Origin of the sequence: Colwellia sp. 6_MG-2023 (assembly GCF_030547765.1) — a bacterium.
Lineage (GTDB): Bacteria > Pseudomonadota > Gammaproteobacteria > Enterobacterales > Alteromonadaceae > Colwellia.
On sequence record NZ_JAUOPP010000016.1, the window covers coordinates 64,701 to 91,225 of the forward strand.

26 protein-coding genes are annotated in these 26,525 nt (G+C 35.4%); 17 read left to right on the top strand and 9 right to left on the bottom strand.

Annotated features, from left to right (window positions below; genetic code table 11):
- Positions 1-217: 217 nt before the first annotated feature.
- The 3 genes from fba (at position 218) to Q4503_RS11505 (ending at position 3,399) form a co-directional block, all read left to right on the top strand.
- Positions 218-1,282, top strand: coding sequence for a class II fructose-bisphosphate aldolase (fba, locus tag Q4503_RS11495; protein WP_215971284.1), 1,065 nt, complete (start codon positions 218-220; stop codon positions 1,280-1,282).
- A gap of 386 nt (positions 1,283-1,668) precedes the next feature.
- Positions 1,669-2,529, top strand: a complete 861-nt coding sequence (locus tag Q4503_RS11500; protein ID WP_215971285.1) for a YdiY family protein — start codon at positions 1,669-1,671, stop codon at positions 2,527-2,529.
- 87 nt (positions 2,530-2,616) lie between these two features.
- Positions 2,617-3,399: a YdiY family protein gene (locus tag Q4503_RS11505; protein ID WP_215971286.1), complete on the top strand. Its 783-nt coding sequence runs from the start codon at positions 2,617-2,619 to the stop codon at positions 3,397-3,399.
- 397 nt (positions 3,400-3,796) lie between these two features.
- Here the strand turns inward: Q4503_RS11505 and Q4503_RS11510 are convergent, their stop codons facing one another.
- Positions 3,797-5,386: an isocitrate lyase gene (locus tag Q4503_RS11510; RefSeq protein ID WP_215971287.1), complete on the bottom strand. Its 1,590-nt coding sequence runs from the start codon at positions 5,384-5,386 to the stop codon at positions 3,797-3,799.
- 340 nt (positions 5,387-5,726) lie between these two features.
- Between Q4503_RS11510 and Q4503_RS11515 the strand changes: the two genes are divergently transcribed.
- From Q4503_RS11515 to Q4503_RS11535, 5 genes are all read left to right on the top strand, one after another.
- Entirely contained in the window at positions 5,727-6,668 is a 942-nt protein-coding gene (locus Q4503_RS11515; protein ID WP_303602355.1) for a LysR family transcriptional regulator, read from the top strand.
- A 100-nt stretch (positions 6,669-6,768) separates the two neighbouring features.
- Positions 6,769-7,143 carry a CidA/LrgA family protein gene (locus tag Q4503_RS11520; protein ID WP_303602356.1) on the top strand — a complete coding sequence of 125 codons (375 nt, stop codon included), beginning with the start codon at positions 6,769-6,771 and terminating at the stop codon, positions 7,141-7,143.
- A 1-nt stretch (position 7,144) separates the two neighbouring features.
- Positions 7,145-7,855, top strand: coding sequence for an LrgB family protein (locus Q4503_RS11525; RefSeq protein ID WP_303602357.1), 711 nt, complete (start codon positions 7,145-7,147; stop codon positions 7,853-7,855).
- A gap of 182 nt (positions 7,856-8,037) precedes the next feature.
- Positions 8,038-10,212 carry a malate synthase G gene (locus Q4503_RS11530; RefSeq protein ID WP_215971291.1) on the top strand — a complete coding sequence of 725 codons (2,175 nt, stop codon included), beginning with the start codon at positions 8,038-8,040 and terminating at the stop codon, positions 10,210-10,212.
- Positions 10,213-10,446: 234 nt separating this feature from the next.
- Positions 10,447-10,722, top strand: a complete 276-nt coding sequence (locus Q4503_RS11535) for a hypothetical protein (protein WP_215971292.1) — start codon at positions 10,447-10,449, stop codon at positions 10,720-10,722.
- 130 nt (positions 10,723-10,852) lie between these two features.
- Here Q4503_RS11535 and Q4503_RS11540 read toward each other — a convergent pair whose 3' ends face one another.
- Positions 10,853-11,770 carry a hydrogen peroxide-inducible genes activator gene (locus Q4503_RS11540; RefSeq protein ID WP_215971293.1) on the bottom strand — a complete coding sequence of 306 codons (918 nt, stop codon included), beginning with the start codon at positions 11,768-11,770 and terminating at the stop codon, positions 10,853-10,855.
- Positions 11,771-12,088: 318 nt separating this feature from the next.
- Here Q4503_RS11540 and Q4503_RS11545 point away from each other — a divergent pair, with 318 nt between their 5' ends.
- Positions 12,089-12,367 (top strand): peptidylprolyl isomerase, encoded by a 279-nt coding sequence (locus Q4503_RS11545; RefSeq protein WP_215971294.1) that lies wholly within the window; start codon positions 12,089-12,091, stop codon positions 12,365-12,367.
- A 127-nt stretch (positions 12,368-12,494) separates the two neighbouring features.
- Here Q4503_RS11545 and Q4503_RS11550 read toward each other — a convergent pair whose 3' ends face one another.
- From Q4503_RS11550 to Q4503_RS11560, 3 genes are all read right to left on the bottom strand, one after another.
- Positions 12,495-13,760 carry an inorganic phosphate transporter gene (locus tag Q4503_RS11550; RefSeq protein WP_215971295.1) on the bottom strand — a complete coding sequence of 422 codons (1,266 nt, stop codon included), beginning with the start codon at positions 13,758-13,760 and terminating at the stop codon, positions 12,495-12,497.
- 10 nt (positions 13,761-13,770) lie between these two features.
- Positions 13,771-14,451, bottom strand: a complete 681-nt coding sequence (locus tag Q4503_RS11555; RefSeq protein WP_215971296.1) for a TIGR00153 family protein — start codon at positions 14,449-14,451, stop codon at positions 13,771-13,773.
- 286 nt (positions 14,452-14,737) lie between these two features.
- Positions 14,738-16,183 (bottom strand): coniferyl aldehyde dehydrogenase, encoded by a 1,446-nt coding sequence (locus tag Q4503_RS11560; RefSeq protein ID WP_303602358.1) that lies wholly within the window; start codon positions 16,181-16,183, stop codon positions 14,738-14,740.
- Positions 16,184-16,396: 213 nt separating this feature from the next.
- On the opposite strand from Q4503_RS11560, the gene Q4503_RS11565 reads away from it, so the two are divergent.
- Positions 16,397-16,831 (top strand): CBS domain-containing protein, encoded by a 435-nt coding sequence (locus tag Q4503_RS11565; RefSeq protein WP_215971298.1) that lies wholly within the window; start codon positions 16,397-16,399, stop codon positions 16,829-16,831.
- A gap of 46 nt (positions 16,832-16,877) precedes the next feature.
- On the opposite strand, the gene Q4503_RS11570 is transcribed toward Q4503_RS11565, so the two are convergent.
- Complete coding sequence (locus Q4503_RS11570) at positions 16,878-18,005, bottom strand: PilT/PilU family type 4a pilus ATPase (RefSeq protein WP_215971299.1); 1,128 nt, start codon at positions 18,003-18,005, stop codon at positions 16,878-16,880.
- 32 nt (positions 18,006-18,037) lie between these two features.
- Positions 18,038-19,081, bottom strand: coding sequence for a type IV pilus twitching motility protein PilT (locus Q4503_RS11575; RefSeq protein WP_215971300.1), 1,044 nt, complete (start codon positions 19,079-19,081; stop codon positions 18,038-18,040).
- Between the two features lie 144 nt (positions 19,082-19,225).
- On the opposite strand from Q4503_RS11575, the gene Q4503_RS11580 reads away from it, so the two are divergent.
- The 7 genes from Q4503_RS11580 to tadA all read left to right on the top strand — a co-directional run bounded on the left by Q4503_RS11580 (position 19,226) and on the right by tadA (position 24,636).
- Complete coding sequence (locus Q4503_RS11580; protein WP_215971301.1) at positions 19,226-19,984, top strand: YggS family pyridoxal phosphate-dependent enzyme; 759 nt, start codon at positions 19,226-19,228, stop codon at positions 19,982-19,984.
- Between the two features lie 93 nt (positions 19,985-20,077).
- Positions 20,078-20,896, top strand: a complete 819-nt coding sequence (gene proC, locus Q4503_RS11585) for a pyrroline-5-carboxylate reductase (protein ID WP_303602364.1) — start codon at positions 20,078-20,080, stop codon at positions 20,894-20,896.
- Positions 20,897-20,980: 84 nt separating this feature from the next.
- Positions 20,981-21,526, top strand: a complete 546-nt coding sequence (locus Q4503_RS11590; RefSeq protein ID WP_215971302.1) for a YggT family protein — start codon at positions 20,981-20,983, stop codon at positions 21,524-21,526.
- 174 nt (positions 21,527-21,700) lie between these two features.
- Positions 21,701-22,141, top strand: a complete 441-nt coding sequence (locus Q4503_RS11595) for a DUF4426 domain-containing protein (RefSeq protein WP_215971303.1) — start codon at positions 21,701-21,703, stop codon at positions 22,139-22,141.
- Positions 22,142-22,264: 123 nt separating this feature from the next.
- The gene (gene rdgB / locus Q4503_RS11600) at positions 22,265-22,867 is read left to right on the top strand and encodes an RdgB/HAM1 family non-canonical purine NTP pyrophosphatase (RefSeq protein ID WP_303602359.1); all 603 of its coding nucleotides are present in this window, start codon (positions 22,265-22,267) and stop codon (positions 22,865-22,867) included.
- Between the two features lie 42 nt (positions 22,868-22,909).
- Positions 22,910-24,130 carry a radical SAM family heme chaperone HemW gene (hemW, locus tag Q4503_RS11605; RefSeq protein ID WP_303602360.1) on the top strand — a complete coding sequence of 407 codons (1,221 nt, stop codon included), beginning with the start codon at positions 22,910-22,912 and terminating at the stop codon, positions 24,128-24,130.
- A complete protein-coding gene (tadA, locus tag Q4503_RS11610; RefSeq protein ID WP_215971305.1) occupies positions 24,130-24,636 on the top strand; it encodes a tRNA adenosine(34) deaminase TadA in 507 nt (168 codons plus the stop codon). The genes hemW and tadA overlap by 1 nt, the downstream gene beginning before the upstream one ends.
- A 31-nt stretch (positions 24,637-24,667) precedes the next feature.
- Here tadA and Q4503_RS11615 read toward each other — a convergent pair whose 3' ends face one another.
- The gene (locus tag Q4503_RS11615; protein ID WP_289847510.1) at positions 24,668-24,802 is read right to left on the bottom strand and encodes a hypothetical protein; all 135 of its coding nucleotides are present in this window, start codon (positions 24,800-24,802) and stop codon (positions 24,668-24,670) included.
- Positions 24,803-25,016: 214 nt separating this feature from the next.
- Positions 25,017-26,507, bottom strand: a complete 1,491-nt coding sequence (gene mltF / locus Q4503_RS11620; protein ID WP_303602361.1) for a membrane-bound lytic murein transglycosylase MltF — start codon at positions 26,505-26,507, stop codon at positions 25,017-25,019.
- Positions 26,508-26,525 lie beyond the last annotated feature (18 nt).

The window sequence follows — 26,525 nt, forward strand, 5'->3', positions numbered from 1 at the left end:
ATATCACTTATTTTTCAACTACTTTTCTAGTAAATTTCTAGCATCAACCCCGTATTTTCAGTCAAACCATCAAAACAACAACTTTTACTGCCTGAACAGTATAAATACTGTTATAATTTATTGATAAACACTGTTTGTTATAAAAATAATGATTCATAAACAGAAAAAAAACACCTTCACATTCAAAAATTTAATTGGCTAATATTAGGAGTAATCAATGGCTTTAATTTCAATGCGTCAAATGCTAGATCATGCAGCTGAATTCAACTATGGCATTCCTGCGTTTAATGTAAATAATTTAGAGCAAGTGCGCGCAATCATGATTGCAGCAGACAAAACGGATAGCCCTGTAATTCTTCAAGGATCAGCAGGCGCACGCAAATATGCTGGAGCCCCCTTTTTACGACACTTAATTTTAGCTGCTATTGAAGAGTTTCCTCATATTCCAGTAGTAATGCATCAAGATCATGGAACATCGCCGAGTGTTTGCCAACGTTCTATTCAATTAGGTTTTTCATCCGTAATGATGGATGGCTCTTTAATGGATGACGGTAAAACACCAAGCAGTTATGAATATAATATTGATGTAACACGTAGAACTGTTGAAATGGCACATGCTTGTGGTGTCTCTGTTGAAGGTGAACTAGGTTGTTTAGGTTCATTAGAAACCGGTGAAGCTGGTGAAGAAGATGGCATTGGTGCAGTAGGTAAGTTAACCCTTGAACAAATGTTAACAGATCCTGAAGAAGCGGCTGATTTTGTGCAAAAAACGCAAGTCGATGCTTTAGCTATCGCCTGCGGTACATCACATGGTGCATACAAATTTACTCGCCCCCCCACAGGTGACATTCTAGCAATTGATCGCATCAAAGCTATTCATACCCGTATTCCTAATACACATTTAGTAATGCATGGCTCATCTTCTGTACCACAAGAATGGTTAGCTATAATTAATGAATATGGCGGTAATATTCCGGAAACTTATGGCGTACCTGTTGAACAAATTCAAGAAGGTATTAAAAACGGCGTACGTAAAGTTAATATAGATACTGATTTACGATTAGCCTCAACGGGCGCAACTCGACGCTTTTTAGCACATAACCCAAGTGAATTTGATCCACGTAAATTTTTAGCCGAAACAACCAAAGCAATGTCTGATATCTGTGTTGCTCGTTATGAAGCATTTAATACAGCCGGTAATGCAAGTAAAATAAAACCTATCAGCCTTGATAGCATGTTTGATTTATACCAAGCTGGTAAGTTAAACGCAATAATCAAGTAAGACAAATTAGCCTAGAATTTATAATAATGAGGTTCTAGGCTAATAAATCATTTATTTAAAGGGTTTTGGCCCTTTTTTACCTACAAAATTAATTTATTCAAATAGTTAATCATAAACATCATGCTTATTATAAAAATCACTTACCTGATGACAAGAGCGTTAATTGACTAACCTATTAACAATAAACTCAATCAAATTGCTATTAAACATCAAATCCTACTTTAAAATAATCAAAACTGCTTTATAATGAACTCTTTTAAAGTTTTGATTTAGCTCTAGCCGCAGTTATACCCGTCTACATGTTTGCTTATAAATCTACTTTTAATTGGTTCTAAGATGCTTCATACGACTTAGATATAATATTTCAAACTAAAAAAGATCTTAACATGCCTCGTTTACTCATTGTGATATCATTTTTGTATTTATCTGTTAGTACTTATGCACAAGGAAGTAATTTTCAAAAAACAAATCCTGACACATCAAGTGCAACAGCAGCTGACATTTTATTTAGTCTAGAAACTCCTGATACCACTACCAACATTAGAACGCCGCCAATTTTTACTGGCTCAATTGAACTTGGCTTCCTCTACAAAACGGGAAATACTAATAGTGGTGATGTAAAAACAGGCTTAGATTTTCGTTTTGAAAAAAGCGCCTGGTTAAGTTTATTAAATATCGACTTATTATTAAAAAAGGCAGATGTTGTCTATGATGATGGTGATACACACTTTGAAACGACCGATCACAAATGGACTGTATCTTCACAAACAAACTATAACTTAGATAATAAAGAACAAAATTATGTCTATGGCAACATTTGGTATGAAGAGAATGAATTCAGTAGCTTTGATTATCAAAGCTCGATATCAACTGGCTGGGGACGTCACTGGTATAGAAGTAACGAGGCTTCTCTTTGGGGAGATATAGGCCCTGGCTATAAACGCGATTTATACAAAGAAACTGATACCGATGAGCAATTAACGGCAGATACTTTTATCGTTCAACTTCAAGCGTTATATATAAGAAAAATTGGCGATCATATTGAATTTAAAGAATATTTAAGTGCTAAACAAGCACTTGATACCGATGAAAACAGTATTTATAAGTCAGAGACAATAATCACAACAAAACTAATTTCTACGCTGCAATTAAAATTCACAGTTACCTTAGGCTACAACACCAAGGTAGATGAAGAGCAAAAGAATTTTGATACTCAAACAGCTGCCACACTCGTCTATAGTTTTTAATATTATAAAAAATCAAACAAATTAACACATAATTAAAAGCGGTTTTTATATCCGCAAGAATGACTCAACTTTGAAAAGGAAACAGCAATGAATCATAAATTAGCACTTTCAACCCTATGTATATTACCACTACTGTCATACACAGCAGCGGCAGAAGATGCAGCTGAAGCAAAATCACCTTATACAGCATCAGCTGAATTAGGTTTTTTATATAAAACAGGTAATACTAAAAGCGCTGATGTTAAAGCCGCTTTTAACCTTGGTTACGAGCAAGATAAATGGCGCTCTACACTTGCCTTCAATATTCTAGCTAAAAAAATTGAAACAGAAGATGATGAAGGTAATGAAGAATTTGAAACTACTGATAATAAATGGGATGTTTTAGGTCAAACTAATTACACCATTGGTGAAGAAGGTAAAAACTACCTTTACGGAAACCTTGCATATCAACAAGATAAATTTAGTGGTTATGAGTCACAAGGCTCTTTTTCTGCTGGTTGGGGTCGTCATTGGTTTGAAAACAAAACCTCATCATTTTTTGCTGATATTGGTCCAGGTATAAAATATGATGTAACTCGTGCAACAGATACACAAGCCTCAGAGAGCAACACTAACTTTATTATTCAAGCACAAGCGCTTTACACACATAAATTCAATGAACATGTTCAATTTAAGCAATATTTTGTTGCTAGACAAGCAACAGAATCGGGTGAAAATAGTGTTTATAAATCTGAAAGCTCTATTACTGCTCAGCTAATTGATGCACTACAATTGAAATTTGCTATTCGCGTTGATTATGACAGTGAAGTTCAACCTGAGTTTGAAAAAACAAACACTGAAACATCAATGACGTTAATTTACAACTTCTAACCACTATATGGTTTTAGTAAGTTAACACTTCATTTCTATAGTTACTATTGTTTACAGAATCAAACAATAGTAACTATATAATACTAACTCGTTAAAATTCTCATATCCCCTCTCCCACTCTATCCTTTTCATAAATACGTATGAATAAGTTAATCAATTTAACTATAAACAACTAATAGGTGTTTTTAGTAATTGTAACAACTAGTTATTGAAATAAATACTTTGTATTTGGCCATTTTTTCTACCTGTAAAATTGTTTACTTAATTAATGAAACTGGTATTATCAGCAATCACCAGACAATATCCTAGTATTACGCCTGCTATCATGGCAGTACCTAAATTACAGGCACAAAAAAACGACCCGAAGATCGCTTTTTTAGAATTAACATATTAGTGATTAGTTAAATTGGTTAGATGTATTTTTCGCACCACCGGCTTTAAGTGCATTCTCACCAGCAAAGTATTCTTTATGGTCATCACCCATATCAGAACCAGACATGTTTTGATGTTTAACACAGGCAATACCTTGGCGAATCTCTTCACGTTGAACGTTTTTAACATAACCTAGCATACCTTGCTCACCGAAGTACTCTTTGGCTAAGTTATCTACAGATAATGCCGTTGTATGGTAAGTAGGTAACGTGATTAAGTGATGGAAAACATTCGCTTCACGTGCTGTATCAGCTTGGAAAGTACGAGTACGTTCATCAGCGATAGCTGATAGTTCAGTATTATCATATTCCGCACTCATTAAGTTAGCACGATCATAAGCAGAAACGTCTTTACCTTCTTCAACCATTGTATCGTAAGTCTGTTGACGGAAGTTAAGCGTCCAGTTAAAAGATGGCGAGTTATTATATACAAGTTTCGCATCTGGATGAACTTTACGAACGTCATCCATCATTCCCGCAATTTCGTGTACAGTAGGTACTGCCGTTTCAATCCAAAGTAAATCAGCACCTGCATTAAGTGCACCAATACAATCGAATACACAACGTTCATGGCCTGTACCAGGACGGAATTGATATAAACCAGAAGGTAAACGCTTAGGTCGAACTAATTTACCATCACGGTTAAAGCAAACATCACCTTCAGCCATATCAGCTACATCGATTTCTTCAACATCTAAGAAAGAGTTATAAATATCACCTGAATCACCTGGCTCTTTAACAACAGCAATTTCTTTAGTAAGACCCGCACCTTCTGAGTCAGTACGAGCAACGATTATACCGTTATCGATACCTAGCTCTAAGAAAGCATGACGTAAGGCACGAATTTTCGCGTGGAAGTCAGCATGAGGTACAGTAACTTTACCATCTTGGTGACCACATTGCTTTTCATCCGCTACTTGGTTCTCAATTTGAAGTGCACAAGCGCCAGCTTCAATCATTTGCTTAGCCATTAAATAAGTCGCTTCCGCATTACCAAAACCAGCATCAATATCAGCAACAATTGGTACAACATGTGTTACATGGTTATCAATTTTGTCTTGAATAGCTGCTTTTTCACTTTCTGATGTTGCTGCATCTAACTCACGGAAAAGACCACCTAATTCACGAGCATCAGCTTGACGTAAGAATGTATAAAGCTCTTCAACTAAAGAAGCTACTGACGTTTTTTCATGCATAGATTGATCTGGAAGCGGACCAAATTCACTACGAAGTGCAGCAACCATCCAACCAGAAAGGTATAAATAACGACGATCTGTTTTGCCATCAAAATGTTTCTTGATAGAAATCATTTTTTGTTGACCAACAAAACCATGCCAGCAACCTAATGATTGTGTGTATTTAGTCTTGTCTGCATCAAATGCAGCCATATCAGCACGCATGATATCTGCAGTATACTGAGCAATCTCTAAACCAGTTTTAAATCTGTTTTGTGTTCTCATACGAGCTACTGATTCAGGATTAATAGGATCCCAAGATGAACCTGCTTTTTCTTTTATTGCTTTAACTGCTTCAATTGCACTTTGATAATTAGACATAATATTCTCCAATGGTCTTATTTACATGAATCTAAGTTATATAACTAAAATTAGGTTAGTGTAACTTGCTATGAAAGCAACCACACCGGACAACAAAAATAATAACCAACCATCCACTATTTATGAAATATATAATTACTATTACCACCATTCACACAAAAAATACAACATTCAAATTCTACATCAATAAAATCAAACCAATAAAATACAATGAGTTAAAGCTTATTGAATATTACGTTTTATGACTTTTATATGAAATAATCACGATTTATTATTGAACAAGACTAAAAATTAGCTTATATTCATTTAAATTATGAATCACGAGAGAGCTATCAAACTGATGAATATTTCTAAAATTGATTTAAACTTACTAATTTATTTAGACGTACTACTTAGAGAAAAGAATGTAACTCGCGCTGCCGGTCAACTTAATATTACTCAACCTGCAATGAGTAACGGCTTAAAAAGGTTAAGAACGCTATTCAATGATCCTATACTAGTACGTACTTCTGATGGAATGTCTCCAACTGAAAGAGCAAGAGCGCTAGCGCCAGCGATTAGAAAGATATTACTTGAATTAGAAAAAACGTTACAAGGCGAAGAAGAGTTTAATGAGCAGCATAGTACCCGTGTATTTCGTATCATGGCCAGTGACTATGCAGCCTCTACTCTATTACCTAAATTACTAAAGCTTCTTAATAAAGTAGCACCTAATGTCACTATTGATATTATGACACCTAGTGATGTTACCTTTCATGATGTTGAAGCCGGTAAAATTGATATGGCAATAAACCGTTTCGATGAACTACCTCAGTCTTTTCATCAAAAGTCGATATGGCGTGATTCCTTTTCTTGCTTAGTAAGTGCTGAGAATCCTATTGTTACTAAATTCAATTTGAATTCCTACTTAGCAGCAAAACATGTTTGGGTATCAAAAACTGGTTTTGGTGTTGGGGTTGGAATGAATCCAAACGACGTACAAAAACTTGGCTGGGTTGATGAATCATTAGCAAGGTTAGGAAAGAAACGTGACATAAAAGTATTCACTCGAAACTACCATGTTGCCATGCAACTTGCTTTTGAAGATAACTTAATTGCTACCTTACCAACAAAAGCCGCTATGTTACATAAAAGCGATGCTAATTATATTATTGTTAAACCACCATTTGAAATCCCTGATATGGAATTGAAAATGATATGGAGCCCTTTACTTCATCATGATGCAAGCCATATCTGGTTCAGACACTTGGTAATAGAAGCTGCTAGGTTAGTGCAAATGTAGAGTAAATCTATTTGTTAACTCAAAGCTTACTGAGGTAACCAGCTCTGAGTTAACAATGTTGAAATAAACCTATAAAAACTTTCTAGTTAATTGAGTTAGAATGAAAAATATTATTTATACCATAATGGCTATTAGCATTTGCTTAATATCTGGCAGAATGCTTTACAGTGTTATCGGCGGTTTACCAGCAAGTTTATACGGCATGATAATGTATTGCTTATTATTACAGTTAGGTTGGTTTAACCCAGATAAAGTTCAACAAGCAAACCAATGGGGAATAAAGCATATGGGGATTTGCTTTATTCCTGCAGCGGTAGGAGTAATTAATCATTTTGAACTATTTCAACGACATGGTTATTCGATAGTCGCAATTATTCTTGTCACTACATTTATATTAATAACCTTTGTTGGCATTTTAGCTGAAAAATATTTAACAAAAAGATCAAAACCAGCTGTAGATGCAGAGGATTATTGATATGTTATTTGAAAACATAAATCTAGTCGATTCGTTAATGCTCACCTTAATGACTTTAGCGCTATATCAAAGTGTTTCTTGGGCTCAGCAAAAATGGCAGTTAATTTGGTTAAACCCAATGCTATTCTCTACTGTTTTCATCATACCCTACTTACTAGTTAATAATATTGATTACCCAAGTTATCGCGAATCTACACAAGTATTAAACGCCTTATTAGAGCCGGCTACTGTTGCTTTAGGCTTCCCTTTATATCAGCAACTTCAGCATATAAAACGCTATTGGAAAGAGCTCATTGCAATACTTGCATTAGGTATATGTATTGTGATGATTATTAGCTTTTCCTTAACTATGTTATTAATTCATCACACTGAAATTGCTATTGCGCTATCATTAAAATCAGTAACTACTCCCATAGGGATAACCTTAACAGAGCGCTTGCAAGGTGATAGCTCTATCACCGCTTTTGCTATTATGATCGCAGGTTTCTCAGGTGCTATTTTAGGTCCTATTTGGCTAAAATTTATTAACATACGAAGCGATATTGCTATAGGGCTGGCTATTGGTACTGGTAGTCATGTTATTGGCAGTATTATTCTCTCAAAAAACAACCTTAATCAAGGTGCATATAGCTCAGTAGCATTAATCATATCTGCATTATTAACCGCCTTAATAATACCGATAATGGTTCCTTTATTGTTACCACTTTTTTAAATGTAAAAATCACTATAAATAGATTTGAAAAATAAATAAAAATACATTCACAAAATGAATAATAGTTATAATAACACTGTGTTTGCTAGTCCATGCTATTAACAATAGGATAGAGTGATTAAACTCAATGTTACTAACACCACCTAAACAGATTAAATGTCACCAGAATAAGCGAGGAAAACATGACTCAAAACGTAAAATTATCAGGCTTAACAATAAATCAAGAATTATTTGATTTTATTGAACATGAAGCTTTACCAGATACAGGAGTATCTTCAACACAGTTTTGGCAAGATTTTGCTCAAATTATTAATGACTTGTCTGGTGACAATAAAAAATTACTGGTTAAGCGTGAAGCATTACAAGAAAAAATTGACCGTTGGCATCAAGATAACGTTGGCGAAAAATTTAACTTTGTAAATTACAAACAGTTTTTAACTGACATTGGTTATTTAGCTCCTGTTGTTGAAGATTTTTCTATCACTACAGAAAATGTTGATGCTGAGCTTGCTACAATTGCAGGGCCACAACTTGTTGTACCAATAATGAATGCTCGTTTTGCTTTAAATGCAGTAAATGCACGTTGGGGCAGCTTATATGATGCTTTATATGGTACCGATGTAATTAGTAACGATAATGGCGCAGAAAAAGCGGGGGCATATAACCCTGTTCGCGGCGCTAAAGTAATTAGTTACGCTAAAGATTTCTTAGATCAAGCAATTCCGCTAATTGATGGCAGCCATAAAGATGTCGTTGCTTACCACTTAAATGAACAACAATTAATGGTTAGCTTAAGTAATGGTCAACAAAGCTCATTACAAAATAATGATGCATTTATTGGCTTTACTGGCAGTATCAGTAAGCCAAGTACCTTAGTATTTAAGCATAATAACTTACACCTTGAGTTAGTTTTTGATGCTAACAGTGAAATCGGTAAAGCAGATCCTTCAACATTAAGCGACGTGATTATTGAGTCAGCCTTAACAACAATTATGGATTGTGAAGACTCAGTTGCAGCAGTAGATGGCGAAGATAAAGTCATTGCTTATCGAAATTGGCTTGGTTTAATGAAGGGCAATTTAACGGAAAACATTACTAAAGGTGGTCAATCATTTACACGAAAAATGAATAGCGATAGACAATATCAATCGCTATCGGGTGATACAATCACACTTAAAGGGCGTAGCTTAATGTTTGTACGTAATGTTGGGCATTTAATGACAAATAACGCCATTATAGATGCACAAGGTAATGAAGTACCTGAAGGTATCTTAGATGCTATGATTACGTCATTAATCGCTTTACATGACATTAAAGGTAATGGCTCATTAAGTAATAGTAATGAAGGCTCTATTTACATAGTTAAGCCTAAGATGCACGGTCCTGAAGAAGTACAATTTGCCAATACATTATTTTCTCGTGTAGAAAAAGCGCTATTATTACCGCCAAATACCATAAAAATGGGTATTATGGATGAAGAAAGACGTACAAGTGTCAATTTAAAAAACTGTATCCATGCAGCTAAAGAACGAGTGGTATTTATCAACACTGGATTTTTAGATAGAACAGGTGATGAAATTCACACATCTATGGCTGCAGGTCCTATGGCACGTAAAGCCGATATAAAATTAACACCCTGGATAGGCGCTTATGAGAATAATAATGTAGATGTTGGGTTAGCCTGTGGTTTTAGCCAAAAAGCTCAAATAGGTAAAGGTATGTGGCCAATACCTGATCAAATGGCTAATATGGTCGCCACTAAGATTAACCATGTAGAAGCTGGTGCAAATACTGCTTGGGTGCCTTCACCAACAGCAGCTACATTACATGCACTACATTACCACCGTATAGATGTATTCTCGCTACAAAAAGATTTAATGCAACGTGAAAGTGCTAATTTAGATGACATTTTAACAATTCCATTAGCACAAGATACTAACTGGAGCATTGATGAGATTACTGAAGAGCTAGATAATAATGCCCAAGGCATATTAGGTTATGTAGTGCGTTGGATAGACCAAGGTATTGGCTGCTCTAAAGTACCAGATATTAATGATGTTGGTTTAATGGAAGACAGAGCAACGTTACGTATCTCTAGTCAACATATAGCTAACTGGCTTTACCACAAAATTTGCACGCCAGAACAAGTACAAGCAAGCTTAGAAAAAATGGCAAAGATTGTTGATAGTCAAAATGCAGGGGATCCAAGCTATCAGTCAATGAGTACTGACTTTACAAATAGTATTGCTTTTAAAGCAGCTTCAGCACTCGTTTTCCAAGGTGCTGAACAACCAAGCGGTTACACTGAGCCATTATTACACCAGTTTAGGCTAGATAAGAAGGCAAGTATGAAGTAGTTAATTTGTTAATGCGTTAAGTAATAATAGCCAGAAGTAAAACTCTGGCTATTATCGATATCAACAATACGACACGAATTAATAGGAACGAAGTAGCATAAATATTCTGATCTTAGCGATTAAAACACTTTATCCTACTAAATATACCGCTTACCTTATTAATATAGTATTTACCTTTGTAAAAAAATATAGTTATAATGTATCTTTAAATTTCTAAATTGGCGGGAGAACTATATGAAAACATTATTTTCACTATTATTGATTGTTTCAATCACAATAATTTCATGGTCAACATTTGCCAAAAGCAATTTAATACAAGTCAATACGCTCTATATTCAATCTTCATCAACGTCAGAGTCTATGGTATTAAAACCTTCATTATCGACTCGAACGGTTAACGAGAATATAGCTTTATCATCAAACAATAGTAAATATAAGAACAACGAGTTCTTTGAAATGACTATGATTTTTAATGAAAAGCTACAACAATTTATTTCATCTTTCAAATAATTGACTTAAAACTGTCGACTTAAGAATAGTCTACTTAAAATAAACACCTTCTGACTTACTTATCTACACAATACTCAAGCTACTACCATTCAAAACTAAATAGATAATGAGTATTACATGATATTGCTACTCACTTATTAAGTAAGTCAGATATTAACTCGCCTAAAGCCAAGAAAGACTGTTCTCTCATACTTGCTTTTCGCCATATCATGCCTATTTCTCGATAAACATCATCTTCTATTGGTTTTATAGTTAATCCTTCTAATTTCCCAACGCCTTTTTCTACCGCCATTTGAGGGAGAAATGTTATGCCATGATGAAAAACCGTCATCTGAACCAAAGTTGCTAAGCTTGACGCTGAAAAACTGTTAATGCGACTGTAATCAGCTAGTTGACAGGCGGCAACGGTATGCTCTGTTAAACAATGTTCTTTTTTTAGTAAAAATATACTCTTTTGGGGCAAACTATCGTAATTTCGAGAATTTAACATACTAGCCACCAGATTTTTTTCACCTGCAATATAGAATTTATCTCTACCTAATATTCGCATTGAAAAGTTATGCTTGGGCATAGGAAAAGCTAAAATAGCACAATCAATCTCTCCTTGCTCTAGCTGTACCATTAAGTTATCAGTCGTATCTTCACACAAATAAAGCTCAAGTTTTGGCAATTGCTGTTGACACAACAAAACTAAATCTGTCAATAAGAAAGGGGCTATCGTCGGTATACAACCTATTCGGATGCTCCCTTCGTTTTGGCTTTCTTGTTGCTTAGCAAAAGTAACAAATTCATTAGCATTTAATAATAATTGCTTTGCAAGTAAAACGACTTGCTTACCATGGCTAGTAAACACAAAGCTCTTATGATCGCGCTCTAATAATTGACATGAAAGTTGCTCTTCTAACTTTAAAATAGCACTGCTTAGGGTTGATTGACTCACAAATGAAGCTTGAGCAGCTTTATTAAAGTGTTTGTGTTTATCAAGTGCCAGTAAGTAATTTAAATGTTTAAGATTAGGCAACTTATTATTGAAGATATTATTTTCCATAGACAACGATTATATGATTTAAGCCTTGGCTTTATATTATACCAATTTCAATAATCAATAAATTACTCTCCTCTTATACTTAACGAAATGCAGTGAGATGATATTGCGCTAAATTATATTAATCCATTATTGCTTTAATGTATTAACTTTCCTTGCTCTATTTTTTCTGCACACAGCAAGCTCTCTAATTAAATAAAGCAGGTGTCAGCCGCTCTAATTTGACACAAGAATAAATCGATACACCCGCTTTAAATCTATGACTAGATACGTTATTGTTAGTGAAATTAATTCTCACTATAGTTATAAATAGGAAAAAGCATGTCTCAAGCAGCAGCACGTCATTTATTGGTTGATACCGAAGAACAATGTTTAGCATTAAAAGCCGATATTGAAAATGGAAAGGATTTTGCAGAAGTAGCACAAGAGCACTCAAATTGCCCATCTAAAGCACAAGGTGGCAGCTTAGGAACTTTTGGTCCAGGACAAATGGTTCCTGAGTTTGACAAAGTGGTCTTTTCTGCTCCACTTAATGAAGTTCAAGGTCCTGTAAAAACTCAATTTGGATATCATTTACTTGAAGTTACTGAACGTAGCTAGTAAACATAATCTGACTTTTCCCCATTTGGTATTATATTAGATTATCATCTACAAACCACAAAAAAAGCCGCATCAATAAATGCGGCTTTTTTATTACTATTATTGAGCTATCGATTAACTCAAGATATTAAGCAAATATCCCTTTCATCATCCAGAAGAATATAATGGATAATGCTGCGCCTACAGGCAATGTAATTACCCAAGAAATAACAATATTACGTACTACACCTAAATTAATTGCTGCAATACCACGTGCCATTCCAACACCTAATACCGCACCTACTAAAGTTTGAGTAGTCGAAATAGGTAAACCTGCTCCTGAAGCGATAACGACAGTACATGCTGCAGCTAATTCAGCAGCAAAGCCACGACTTGGTGTTAAATGCGTAATGCCTTGACCAATAGTTGCAATAACTTTATGACCAAAGATAGCTAGGCCAGCAACAATACCAAAACCACCCAATGGTAATATCCACCAAGCTATTGCTGATTTAGCTGAAATTGCACCGTCATTATCAACAATACTAACAACCGCAGCTAATGGACCAATAGCGTTAGCAACATCATTCGAACCATGAGCAAAGGCCATACAACAAGCTGTAACAATCATTAATACAGCAAATACTTTCTCTACATTGGCGTAATGTGTTTTAAGCTCTGCAGATTCATCAAACTTAATTCGACTAATGAAATATTTACCAATTAAAGCGACAACAACAGAAGTAATACCAGCATAAATAAAGGCATCACCCGTATCTATATGTAAATTTAAGTGTTTTAAACCTTTGGTAATTGTCACTAGCGCAAGAACAAAACCAGCAAAAAACATATACATTGGTACCCAACGCTTAGCTTGTACCAACGGTTTATCTGTATCGAAAATCAGCTTTTGAGCACTGTTAAAGATAATAAATGCGATAACACCAGAGATTAATGGGGTTATTACCCAACTGCCTACAATACCAAGCACTTTAGACCAAGTAACAGCATCAACACTCACGCCCATAGCAGCAAAACCTACAATAGCGCCAACAATAGAATGTGTTGTAGATACAGGCCAACCTAAAGCAGATGCAATAAGTAACCAAGTTGCCGCAGCAAATAGCGCTGAAATCATCCCAAAGACGAGTAATTCAGGTGAATCTATAAAAAAGCTAGCGTCAATAATCCCTTTACGAATCGTTGAGGTAACTTCGCCACCCGCTAAATAAGCACCGGCAAATTCAAAGACCATAGCAATAATAATTGCTTGCTTAATAGTTAACGCTTTTGAGCCAACTGAGGTACCCATCGCATTTGCTACGTCGTTAGCACCGATACCCCACGCCATAAACAAACCAACAATAGCGGCGATCATGACTAAAATAGAGCCTGAATTTTGTATAATTTCCATCGGTTAAACCCTATTTTCTAGCTAAAAGAATTTCTAAACGTGCGCCTACACGTTCAGCAAGATCAGCTAAATCACCAACCCAATCAAAAATTTGATATAAAAATATTACATCAACGGGATTTAACTCACTTTCTAAAGCAAGTAAATCTTTACGCAACACGATTTGCATGTTGTCAGTATCTTTTTCAATTTCGTCTAGTTGATTTATCATTTTTTCAACTAACTCTACTTCGCGTCCACGAAAGCCAGTTTCTAATAAATCATCTAATTCACTAATCGCTTCAGCTGCTTTTTCAGTTGCTTCAATACAGCGTGCTAAATAAGCATCAAATTGTGTGTGCAAACTTTCAGGAATCTCTAACTTTCTACCGAGAATACGCCCCGAAATATCTTTAGCTTTATTCGCTATTTTATCTTGCTGACTAAGTAGCTCAAGCAAATCAGCTCGATCTACCGGCATAAATAAACCACCTGGCAGCTCTAATCGTAATTGTCGTTTCAATACGTCAGCATCTTGCTCTAATTTAGATAACTTGCGACGAACCTTGGCTGCTTCACTCCAGTTTTGTTCGCTACAAGCGTTAAAAAATGGAATAAGTTGATTGCTACATTTAACAACCAATTTGATATGTTTTACTAATGGTTTAATTGGGGACTTTGCAAAAACACCCAATATTGAATTGCTGGCCATGATATTTTCCAGTTATTATTTTCGTTGTAAATCAATTAATGTTGATCATACCGTATTTATTTAACTAAGTTAAACTTTCCTACACTACCAATTTGATTAAATTTGAGTGGAGAATAACTTAATCAAGTTGACATAATACAGTGAAATCGACCTATATACGCTTAATTTATTTTAGCTTCGCAGAGTATATGACACTTATGTGACATTTTTATTACAGGGGTAAAACTGATAGTTTATTATAAAATAATGTAGAGCGTTTTACCTTCTCATTAATAAAAGGAGAGTATTATTTTAAAAATAGTTTATAAATAAGTTTATGAACTAATTTATTATAGGGAGGAAATGCAGTAGATGCCGTATTTATTTTACCTTTTTTAAAGACTGATTTTGCTTTGGAAAAAGTTAAAAAACCTTCATGGCCATGATAATGGCCCATACCTGAGGGGCCTATGCCACCAAATGGCATATCATCTTGAGCCACATGCATTGCTGCATCATTTAAACAAACACCGCCAGCATGTGTTTTTTCAAGTACCATTTGCTGAATATCAGTATTATGACTACATAAATATAAAGCCAGTGGACGAGGCCTAGCATTTACATAAGCAATCGCATCATCTATATCCTTATAACTAACGATGGGTAAAATAGGCCCAAAAATTTCTTCCTGCATTAACAGCATTTCGTCATTTACATTATTAACTAACGTTAATGGAATTTTACCTGCCGACAAACAATCTTGCAGATTGTCATTACCTAATGGCGTTAAAATAGCTCCTTTAGCTCGTGCATCTTCTAGCCATTGGTTCAATCGCTGTAACTGCATATCATTAATTATTGCACCATAATCGTTATTATCAGCCACACTAGGGTACATTTTTATAAATTGTTTGCTTATCGCATGCTTTAATTCATCAACTCGTCGCTCAGGGCAAAGAATATAATCAGGTGCGACACAGGTTTGTCCTGCGTTAAGCGTTTTAGCTAAAATAAAACGGGAGACAGCATCGTTAATCTCAATTTCATCATCAATAATTGTTGGTGATTTACCGCCTAACTCTAAAGTAACTGGCGTTAAATTTTTAGCTGCTGCTGCCATAACAACTTTACCAACACGGGTTGACCCAGTAAAAATCAAATGATCAAAAGGTTGTTCAGAAAAGTGAGAGGCAACATCAGAGCCACCATTAATTACAGCCACTTTATCGTTTGAGAATATACTCAACAGCATTTCTTTTACTACATCATTTGTAGCAGGTGTAAATTCAGACATTTTAATCATCGCTCTATTCCCAGCAGCAAGTGCGGTGGTCAAAGGGCCAAGCGATAAAAATAATGGATAGTTCCACGGTGTAATAATGCCAACAACCCCTAACGGCTGATACATAACAAAAGCTTTCGCAGGTTGAAAAAGTAACCCCACATGACGTTTTGATGGTTTCATCCATTTTTTAATATGTTTAATAGCATAATTAATACCCATAATTGTAGGCATTAAATCAGCCATTTTACTATCGTCAATACTACGGCAGCCAAAATCCTTTGACAGGGCTTGAAGTAAAGCCTCTTGAGAGCTAAGAATAGCTGATTTTAATTTAACTAAATCATCTATACGTGCTTGTGCAGAAAGGTAAGGGTCATTTACAAAGGCTTTTTTTTGCATTAATAACACATTATCAATTTGACTAATTTCTTGTTGATCGTCTAATGCACTATATAAATTTTTCGCCATTATTAATTGCCTCTATGATTCGGAAATGCTGCGTTTTAGAATACATAGTATAGCGATAACAGCTGTTGCTATACTTGTTAAAAAATAGATAATTAACATTTTTATTTTATTAAACCATCTAAGCATACAATTTTATATAAGGCGATAGTTTTCATGGAAAATTATCTATTGCTATACTCACCATTATGGAATCATTAAAAGTAGAATAAACATATGAAAATTGAAAAGTTAATGAACCGCAGTTTACTTACCCTTTCTATGGACTCTCCATTAAGTAAGGCCAAGGATCTTTTTGAAAATAACAACGTACATCACGCTATTATTACTGACGAGAATGGTTTATTAGCCGGTGTAATTACAGATAGAGATTTATATAAACATCTAAGCCCAACGGTTGGCACGAGCCATGAAACCTTCAGAGATACCGCTTTAATGCAAAAAAAGCTGCATTTAATAATGGCTCGCAATTTAATTACCATTCAAGCACAACAATCACTAAACGAAGCAGTCTTACTTTTATATGATAATAATGTGTCCTGCTTACCAGTAGTCAATAACCAGAATGAACCAATAGGAATTATTACTTGGCGAGATTTATTAAAAGTATTAGCATTGAGATATAAAGAGAAATTAGCAGCTAACATTTAATAATTTAAAACTATTAAAAATTAGCAACTAAAATATAGTAAAGCGGTTAGTCAGTATAGTCGTCAAGCCCATCAAGTGTTACACCTGCGAGCCCTCCGGTACCACTTTGATCGTTACTTCGTAGTTTAATCATTAAACGTAAATCATTTGGAGAATCAGCATGATGAAGCGCATCAGCATAAGTAATTAAGCCTTCGTCATATAAATTAAATAATGCTTGGTCAAAGGTTTGCATACCTTGTTCATTTGATTTTTTCATGACATCTTTGAGGCTACCAACATCCCCTTTTTTAATAAGCTCTGATACATAAGGCGAGTTTAATAAAATTTCAATCGCAGCAACCCGGCCATTACCATCTTGAGTTGGCACCAATTGCTGAGCAATAATCCCCCTAAGATTCAATGCTAAATCAAATAATAATTTACCATGCTGATCAGCGGGTACTAAATGCATAATACGATCGATTGCTTGGTTTGCATTGTTAGCATGTAAAGTAGCAATACATAAATGACCTGTTTCTGCAAAACTTAATGCGTGTTCCATGATTTCTTTACTACGAATCTCACCAATCAGAATAACATCAGGCGCTTGTCGTAAAGAGCTTTTCAAAGCAGCATCAAATGATTCGGTATCCAAGCCGACTTCACGCTGAGTTATCATACTTTTACCATGTTCATGAACAAATTCCACTGGATCTTCAATAGTAAGAATATGCCCACGTGCATTACGATTTCGATAACCAATTAATGATGCCATTGACGTTGATTTACCAGTACCTGTACCACCAACAAAAAGCACTAAGCCACGTTTTGACATCACAACATCTTTCAGCACAGACGGTAATCCAAGTTCATCGGCATCAGGTATTTCGGTAACGATACGACGAACAACCATACCTGCCATATCACGCTGCCAAAAAGCAGAAATACGAAAACGTCCTATTCCATCAATTGAAATGGCAAAATTACATTCTTTTTCTTCATCAAATTGACGAATCTGTTTTTCATTCATCGCGTTATGCACTAAAGCTAATGCATCTTTTGCAGTTAAAACCTGATCATCAATAGGCTGTAACTCACCATTAATTTTTGCACTAACAGGTAACTTTGCGGTAACGAACATATCGGAAGCTTGTGCAGCAACCATTTTTTCTAATAACTGATGAAAAGCCATTAATTATTCCTATCTTATTAATTACACATAATTTAAAAGCTTCTGAACTGATTTTTATCAACGGCTTTTTCCATAGCCGAGCCTTTAGTAATAATGCCTCTACTAACTAAATTTTGTAAGCACTGATCCATGGTTTGCATACCATTCGACATACCCGTTTGAATTGATGAATACATTTGTGCAATTTTATCTTCACGAATTAAATTACGAATAGCTGGCGTACCAATCATAATCTCATGAGCGGCGACACGACCACCGCCCACTTTTTTAATTAACGTTTGAGAAATAACGGCTCTAAGAGACTCTGATAACATGGAGCGTACCATCGCTTTTTCCGCTGCCGGAAAAACATCAATAATACGATCAATCGTTTTAGGAGCAGACGTTGTATGAAGGGTACCAAAAACCAAGTGCCCTGTTTCAGCGGCAGTCATGGCAAGACGAATAGTTTCTAAATCACGCATTTCACCGACAAGAATAACATCTGGATCTTCACGTAAAGCTGAACGTAATGCTGCCTCAAAACTTAATGTATCACGATGTACTTCACGCTGATTAATCAAACACATTTTATTTTCATGTACAAATTCTATTGGATCTTCGATAGTTAAAATATGATCATTTTTCGAATCATTAATATAATCAACCATTGCCGCTAACGTTGTCGATTTACCTGAGCCTGTAGGACCTGTAACCAAAACTAAACCACGCGGCGTATCAGAGATATCCCTAAAAATATCAGGGCAACCTAAATCATCAAGAGATAATATTGTACTCGGGATAGTACGAAATACCGCTGCAGGCCCCCTATTTTGATTAAAAGCATTAACCCTAAAACGAGCCAAATTAGGCACTTCAAAGGAGAAATCCACTTCTAACTTTTCTTCATATTCTTTACGTTGACGATCATTCATAATGTCGTAGACTAATGCGTTAACATCTTTAGCGTCAAAAGCGGGTATATTAAGTTTACGAACATCACCATCAACACGAATCAAAGGCGGTGACCCGGTCGATAAGTGTAAATCTGATGCTTCATGTTGCACACTAAAGGCAAGTAGTTCAGTAATATCCATAAAAAACCTCGGTGGTATTATTTATCAAAATATAGATGGTAAAAGTATCACAGTCCAAAATAGCGATCGTTAGTATTTTATACCAATCTCACAAACTGTTATTATCAATAAAAATATATCAGTCAAATGCTACTAACTAACATAATGAATAAAATTAACGAAAATATCCAAAAAATAAAATCAAAAATAGATCAGGCTTACCATGCAAGTTCTCGTGTTAATTTTCATCATCACGCGGATATTACCTCTAAGCAAGAAAATCTGTCATATTCCGATAGTAGACAAAATCCTATAACTTTGCTTGCCGTAAGTAAAACTAAACCTATAGCAGCAATAGAACAAGCTTACTTAGCTGGACAGCGTGATTTTGGTGAAAACTATTTACAAGAGGCAGTAGAGAAAATCACTAAACTGTCACATTTATCTAATATTTGCTGGCATTTTATTGGCCCTATTCAATCGAATAAAACCAAGCTTATCGCTCAAAACTTCAACTGGGTTCACAGTGTAGATAGAGCCAAAATAGCATTACGCTTAAATGAACATTTAAATGATTTAAATCAGCAAGTTCCTTGCAAAGATAACGCGCTAAACATTTGTTTACAAGTCAATATTAGTGAAGAGGCATCGAAATCTGGCATTATGATAGATGAAGTATTTTCTTTGGCTGAAGTCGTTAATAATTGTGATAAACTCACCTTACGAGGATTAATGGCCATTCCAGAGAAAAATGCTGGAGAAACAAGTTATGTAAAAATGCAGCACTTGTTTAACAAATTACAGGCCCAATATCCTACTGTAGATACGCTATCCATGGGAATGTCGAACGATTTAACGTTGGCTATTACACATGGTTCCACTATGGTCAGAATTGGTACGGCCATTTTTGGAGAGAGAAGTTAAATATAAGTCAGTACTTCCTCTGAAGAAAGTACCCTAAAAAAGTACTCTGACACAAGTAACCTAACAAAACGTATTCGCACAAAAAGGTAGATAATTTTCATGAATAAAATAGCATTTATTGGCGCAGGTAATATGGCCCGTGCAATCATTGTAGGGCTAATAAGCTCAGGTGTTGCAGCAAAAAACATTATGGTTGCCAATCCGTCTCCTGAGAAAAGAGTACAGCTAGCTAACGAGTTTGGCGTACAACATACCAGTGATAATATCGAAGCGGCAACTTTTGCTGATATTATCGTATTAAGTGTAAAACCACATTTTATTTGTGATGTTTGTGAGCAACTTAGTAGTGCATTAGATATATCAAATAAATTGTTTATTTCTGTAGCTGCGGGTACAACAGTTGCTCAAATTCAACAGGCACTTCATTGTAATGCCGCCCTTGTTCGCGTTATGCCAAACACACCATCACAATTAGGTTTAGGCATGAGTGGCATGTTTGCTTCAAATGAAGTCAGTAAAGAACAAAAAGCTGCAAGTGATAAGTTGATGTCTGCTGTTGGTAAAGTGATCTGGCTCCCAACTGAGGATAAAATAAATGATGTTATTGCTGTGGCAGGCTCTGCACCCGCTTATTTTTTCTTGTTTATGGAAGCAATGGAAAAACACGCACAAATGCTAGGCTTTAGCGCAGAAGAAAGCAGAATGTTAGTACAACAAACTGCACTTGGTGCAGCACAAATGGTAGAGCATAGCAGTGCAGCAATTAGTACACTACGAGAAAATGTCACTTCAAAAGGCGGCACGACCTTTGCTGCTCTTGAGCAGTTTAGAGCAGATGGTATTGAAGAAATGGTCGGTAATGCAATGAATGCCGCAATAGCCCGAGCTGAAGAAATGGCAAAAGGCAACTAACATTTCAAGTAACAAATAGAGTGTAGATTACAATAAATACAATAGCAGTATACTAAGAGATTATATTGCTACTTAGGAGAAAATATGGAAGCAATTACATACTTATTAAGATTCGCTTTTGATGCCTTATTAATAATTTTGATCATGAGAGTTTGGCTGCAATGGGTAAAAGCTGATTTTTATAATCCTTTAAGTCAGTTCGTTGTAAAAGTGAGTAATCCTTTGGTTGTGCCGGTACGCCGTATTGTACCTGGATTAGGTGGGATAGATTTAGCAACAATATTAATTGCATATGCTGTCGCCACTTTAAAGTTTTTTACCTTAGCAGCCATAACAGGTCAAAGCTTAGGTTTATTAGCTTTTTATATCGGTTTGTTAGTGCTGTTAAAACAAGCGGGCTTTTTATTGTTTATGATAATGATTATTATGGCGGTAATGAGTTGGGTTGTTCAAGGTTATAACCCTACCCTAGCAGTATTCCATCAACTCACTGAACCATTTTTAAACCCTATTAGACGTATTATTCCTAATTTAGGTGGTTTAGATTTATCTATGATTGTTGCCTTTTTAGCGATGAATGTTATCAATATTCTCCTGTCAGGATCTTTACCCTACTGGGGAGCTTTATAACGCAAAATAGAGGTTCAGAGAGGCGTGGATATTATACTCATAAACATCTTAAATATAAACTTGAGGTGAGATAACTAGCACCGCCCATTTGAATTAATATAAAAAATAAAAAGTCTGTTTTATTACTATCTATTTAGAGCCGGCTATTTTTAAACCAACAAATCAGGAAATAATATGAATAATCTAATCGTTAAATTATTATTGGCGTTCACGATAAGCTTATTAGTTATATCGAGTGCTAACGCCGAAAACATGAAACCATTAGGCTCAATGAACGTTCATTACATGGCAATCGGTTCAACCTTTTTTACGCCTGAAATAGCTAAAGCTTACGGTATAACGCGTAGTCGCTATAATGGATTAGTTAATATTTCAGTACTTGATAATACAAAGGCAGGTCACCCAGCTAAAACGGTTAGTATTATTGGCCAAGCAAAAAATAATTTGGGCCAATTTAAAAACTTAGCGTTTGAAGAAGTAAAAGAAGGTGATGCTATCTATTATTTAGCGCAAGTTAGCTATAACGATGAAGAAACATTGCATTTCACCTTGGAAATTAATGACGGTAAAGAACAGCAGACATTAACGTTTTCCCAAAAATTTTATGTTGATTAAATCTATACCAAAAGAGAAGGTATAAAGGGCTTAGGGTCATAACCTTGAGAATATAACCTAGTACCGCTCTCTTTTTTCCCGTATTATTGCCGACAATTATTCATTTATATAGTCCTGTCATTTATGCCTACAATAGTTTTAGCCACTGGCAACCAAGGTAAAGTTAAAGAGTTAGCTAGCCTGCTTAGTAAATATCAAATAGAAATAGTACCGCAAAGTAATTTTAATGTGCCAGACATTGCAGAAACAGGTACAACTTTCGTTGAAAATGCCATTATCAAAGCGCGCCATGCAGCTAAAATAACAGGATTACCTGCTATTGCTGATGATTCAGGTTTAGAAGTTGATGCGTTAAATGGCGCTCCTGGTGTTTATTCTGCCCGTTATGCGAGTGATATTGTTGGTGATCACGTCACTGACAATGACAATATGAGCAAGCTTCTTAATGCATTAAAAGATACGCCTACTGAACAACGCAAAGCACGCTTCCATTGTGTATTGGTATATATGAAACATGAAAATGACCCTACCCCCATTATTTGTCATGGTATTTGGCAAGGTAGTATTAGCCACGAAAAAAAAGGCGAGCAAGGTTTTGGTTATGATCCTATTTTTTGGCAAGAAGACTTACAATTGTCCTCAGCACAATTACCCCGTGATGTGAAAAATAAGCTAAGTCATCGTGGTCAAGCTTTAGCACAACTGATAAAAAAATTAGCCAAGTAATTATAAAAACAATTTATTTGGCTTGTAACATAGAAATTAATAGTGAGTACTAACTTGTTAACAACACCACCGCTTTCTTTATATATTCACATACCATGGTGTGTTGAAAAGTGTCCTTATTGTGATTTTAATTCCCATGCACTTAAATCAAAAATACCTGAACAAGATTATGTACAGGCTTTGATCGCTGATTTAGATGCAGATATTGAGCGATTTAATTTACAAAAAAGACCACTACATTCTATTTTTATTGGTGGCGGAACACCTAGTTTATTTTCAGCGCAATCGATTGAAAGTTTACTGCAACAAGTATTTTCACGATTTATTAATGGTGCATTACAAAGCGCTGCACCAGAAGAATTGATAGAAGTTACACTAGAAGCAAACCCAGGTACTGTAGAAGCAGATAAATTTATTGGCTTTGCCAAGGCAGGGGTTACTCGCTTGTCTATTGGCGTACAAAGTTTTGAATCAGAAAAATTAGTCAAACTTGGTAGAATTCATAATGTTGACCAAGCAAAGCAAGCTGCACAACTTGCTACAAATTCTGGTGTTCAAAGCTTTAATTTAGATTTAATGCACGGCTTACCTAATCAAAGTATCGAAAATGCTCTAGACGATTTAAAAACGGCGATTAACCTTAAGCCCGATCACCTTTCTTGGTATCAATTAACTATTGAGCCTAATACAGCTTTTTATTCTAAACCACCAAAACTACCGCAAGATGAAACCTTATGGAATATTCAAGACGAAGGCTTCAAATTACTAACTGAGGCTGGTTATAAGCAATACGAAATATCAGCTTTTAGTTTAAAGCCGACGGAAAAAGACAATAAAAACAGCAAGCAATGCCAACATAATCTAAATTACTGGCGCTTTGGTGATTACCTTGGGATAGGTTGTGGTGCTCACGGTAAAATTACCAATGTTGAGTCAAACATTATTCAACGAACAGTAAAAGTAAAGCATCCTAAAGGGTACCTAGATTCAACTCGAGATCCACTAGATCACTTAACTACTGTCTCTCATGAAGAGTTACCATTTGAGTATATGATGAACCAATTAAGATTATCTTCCCCTTTTACACTCAGCCATTATCAACAACGAACGGGGTTAGCTTCAACCACTATATTACCAATATTACAACAGGCACAAACTAAACTATTAATGGAATGCCTTGATACTCCCCCTAATCAAGAAACATGGCAGGTAACAGCGCTTGGACATAGATATTTAAATGATTTACTGGAGCTTTTTCTTTAATGACCACTGACAATGATCTAACTTTTATGCAACGAGCATATGAACTCGCCCAACAAGCAGAGCAACATAATGAAATTCCTGTTGGTGCCGTCGTTGTCTATCAAGGAGATATTATCGGTGAAGGCTTTAATCAATCTATATTACGTAATGATCCCTCTGCTCATGCTGAGATGATCGCAATCCGCCAAGCAGGAAAATACCTTAATAATTATCGACTATTGAACTGCACTTTGTATGTAACGCTTGAACCTTGTCCTATGTGTGCAGGTTTATTGGTACATAGTAGAATTCAGCGTTTAGTGTATGCAAGCCCCGACTTAAAAACAGGCGCTGCTGGAAGTATTTTCAATCTGGTAGGAACATCGCAACTAAACCATCAAATAGAGGTAGATGGTGGGATTATGGTTGAGCAATGTAGTGAATTATTATCAGGCTTTTTTAAACGCAGACGTAGTGAAAAGAAATTAGCTAAGAAAGCATTAAAGCTTACATCAGAGTTTAAATAATTTATTACTTACCATAGTAAAAACAAAAGAATTAATTTTCTTTTGTTTGTTGTGCTGACTCTTGATTCACAACTTGATTGAAGAAAAATTGACGTCGTGAGTTTACTTTATGATGTTGTACTTTTAAATGTTTCTTTCTTGCAGTTGCTTGTCTTCTATTTTTCATTTTATTCTCTCTTGTATTAGTAGTTAAAATTAATTCGCACACATTATTGTCGATAAATATGACACGAATATGACAAAATACAAGTTAATTAAATTGTTCTAAGTAGTCGCTATTGCTGGATTTCGCATGTATCTAAATATGGAATCAGCTAATATCAGCAAAGAATAAGGCAAAGGATTAAATTAAAAAAAATAATACCATCGAAACAACACATTTATTCAGCTGCTTCTTCTTCTAAACTTTTTTCTGCGGCGTCCATTGCTTCAACTTCTTCAATGGCTTTCTCAATAGCTTCTTTTGACTTGTCATCTAGCCAAGTTAGCGTATCGTAGTAACGGCGAATATTATCAACATAATGCACCGGCTCAGTTCCTCGAGCGTAACCATACTTTGTATTTTTATAATATTTCTTTTGTTGTAATAATGGTAAGCGAGCTTTTACTTCTACCCAGCGATCAGGATCACCGCCTTGTTGCTGTGTAATAATACGTGCATCATTTAAATGGCCAAAACCAACATTATAAGACGCTAACGCAAACCAAATACGATCTGGATTTGGAATTCGATCAGGCATTTTAGCTATCATGCGCTTGAAATATTTACTTCCACCACGAATACTTTGTTCTGGATCTAAACGACTTTTGATCCCCATTTGTTTAGCCGTAGCTAACGTTAACATCATCATACCTCTTACACCGGTATGTGAACGAGCATGTGGCTTCCAATGCGATTCTTGATAACTAATTGCTGCCAGTAATCGCCAATCGATATCTTGACTATATTTTTGAAAAATATTTTGATATTCAGGTAATCTAGTTTTCACAGCCTTAATAAAAGTGCGTGTTTCTACGTAATTGAACTGCTCAATATGTCCATAGTATTTATCATCTAGCGCCAACAAAGAACCATTGTGATGAACTTGACCAAAAAACTCGACTAAACTTGCTAAAATAGCGTCGTCAGTAGTTTTATTTACCATCCATGCTAAAGGCTCTGTTTCTTGAATAGTAAAACCGATACTAATTTCAGGATAATAGCGACGGCTTGACGCCAGCGTATTACTGTCAACAATGGTATAATCTATTTCATCATTAAGTAATTTAGCCAATAACTCTTCACCGTCAAAATCACTTGTTTCAATCCATTTAAGATCAGGATGAATTTGTTTAAGTTTATTTAAACTTTCTACATGGCTAGAGCTAGCTGTCACCATTAAAGTTCCTGTCAAATCGCTTACTTCTCTAGGTCTTACATTACCTTGTTTAAAGACCAATTTTTGACTGACATTTGTATAGCTCGGGGCAAAATCAAAATCAAGCAAACGCTTTTCTGTTACTGCTAAGCCAGCAGCCAGCAGATCAACTTCTCCAGAATTTAGCTTAGCAAAGAGTTCATCCAAAGAGTAACTTGGTACAATTTTTAACGAGACATTTAAATAATCAGCATACTGTTTTGCCAATTCATATTCAAATCCTGCGTAGGCATCCATCTCCATGCCATTACCTTGAATATCATTACCTTGCGCATAAAAACTATTGGCACCATATAAAGTACCAATCGTGATATAACCACGCTCAATAATACGTTCAAAGGTTACTTTTTGATTTTTTTCACTACAAGAAACAAGCGTCCCAAGTAATAGAAAAGTAATAAATACCTTTTGTATTATTAATGACTTTTTTGAGTGACAATTTATAAATTTCATAGTGTAATTGTGTCGTGT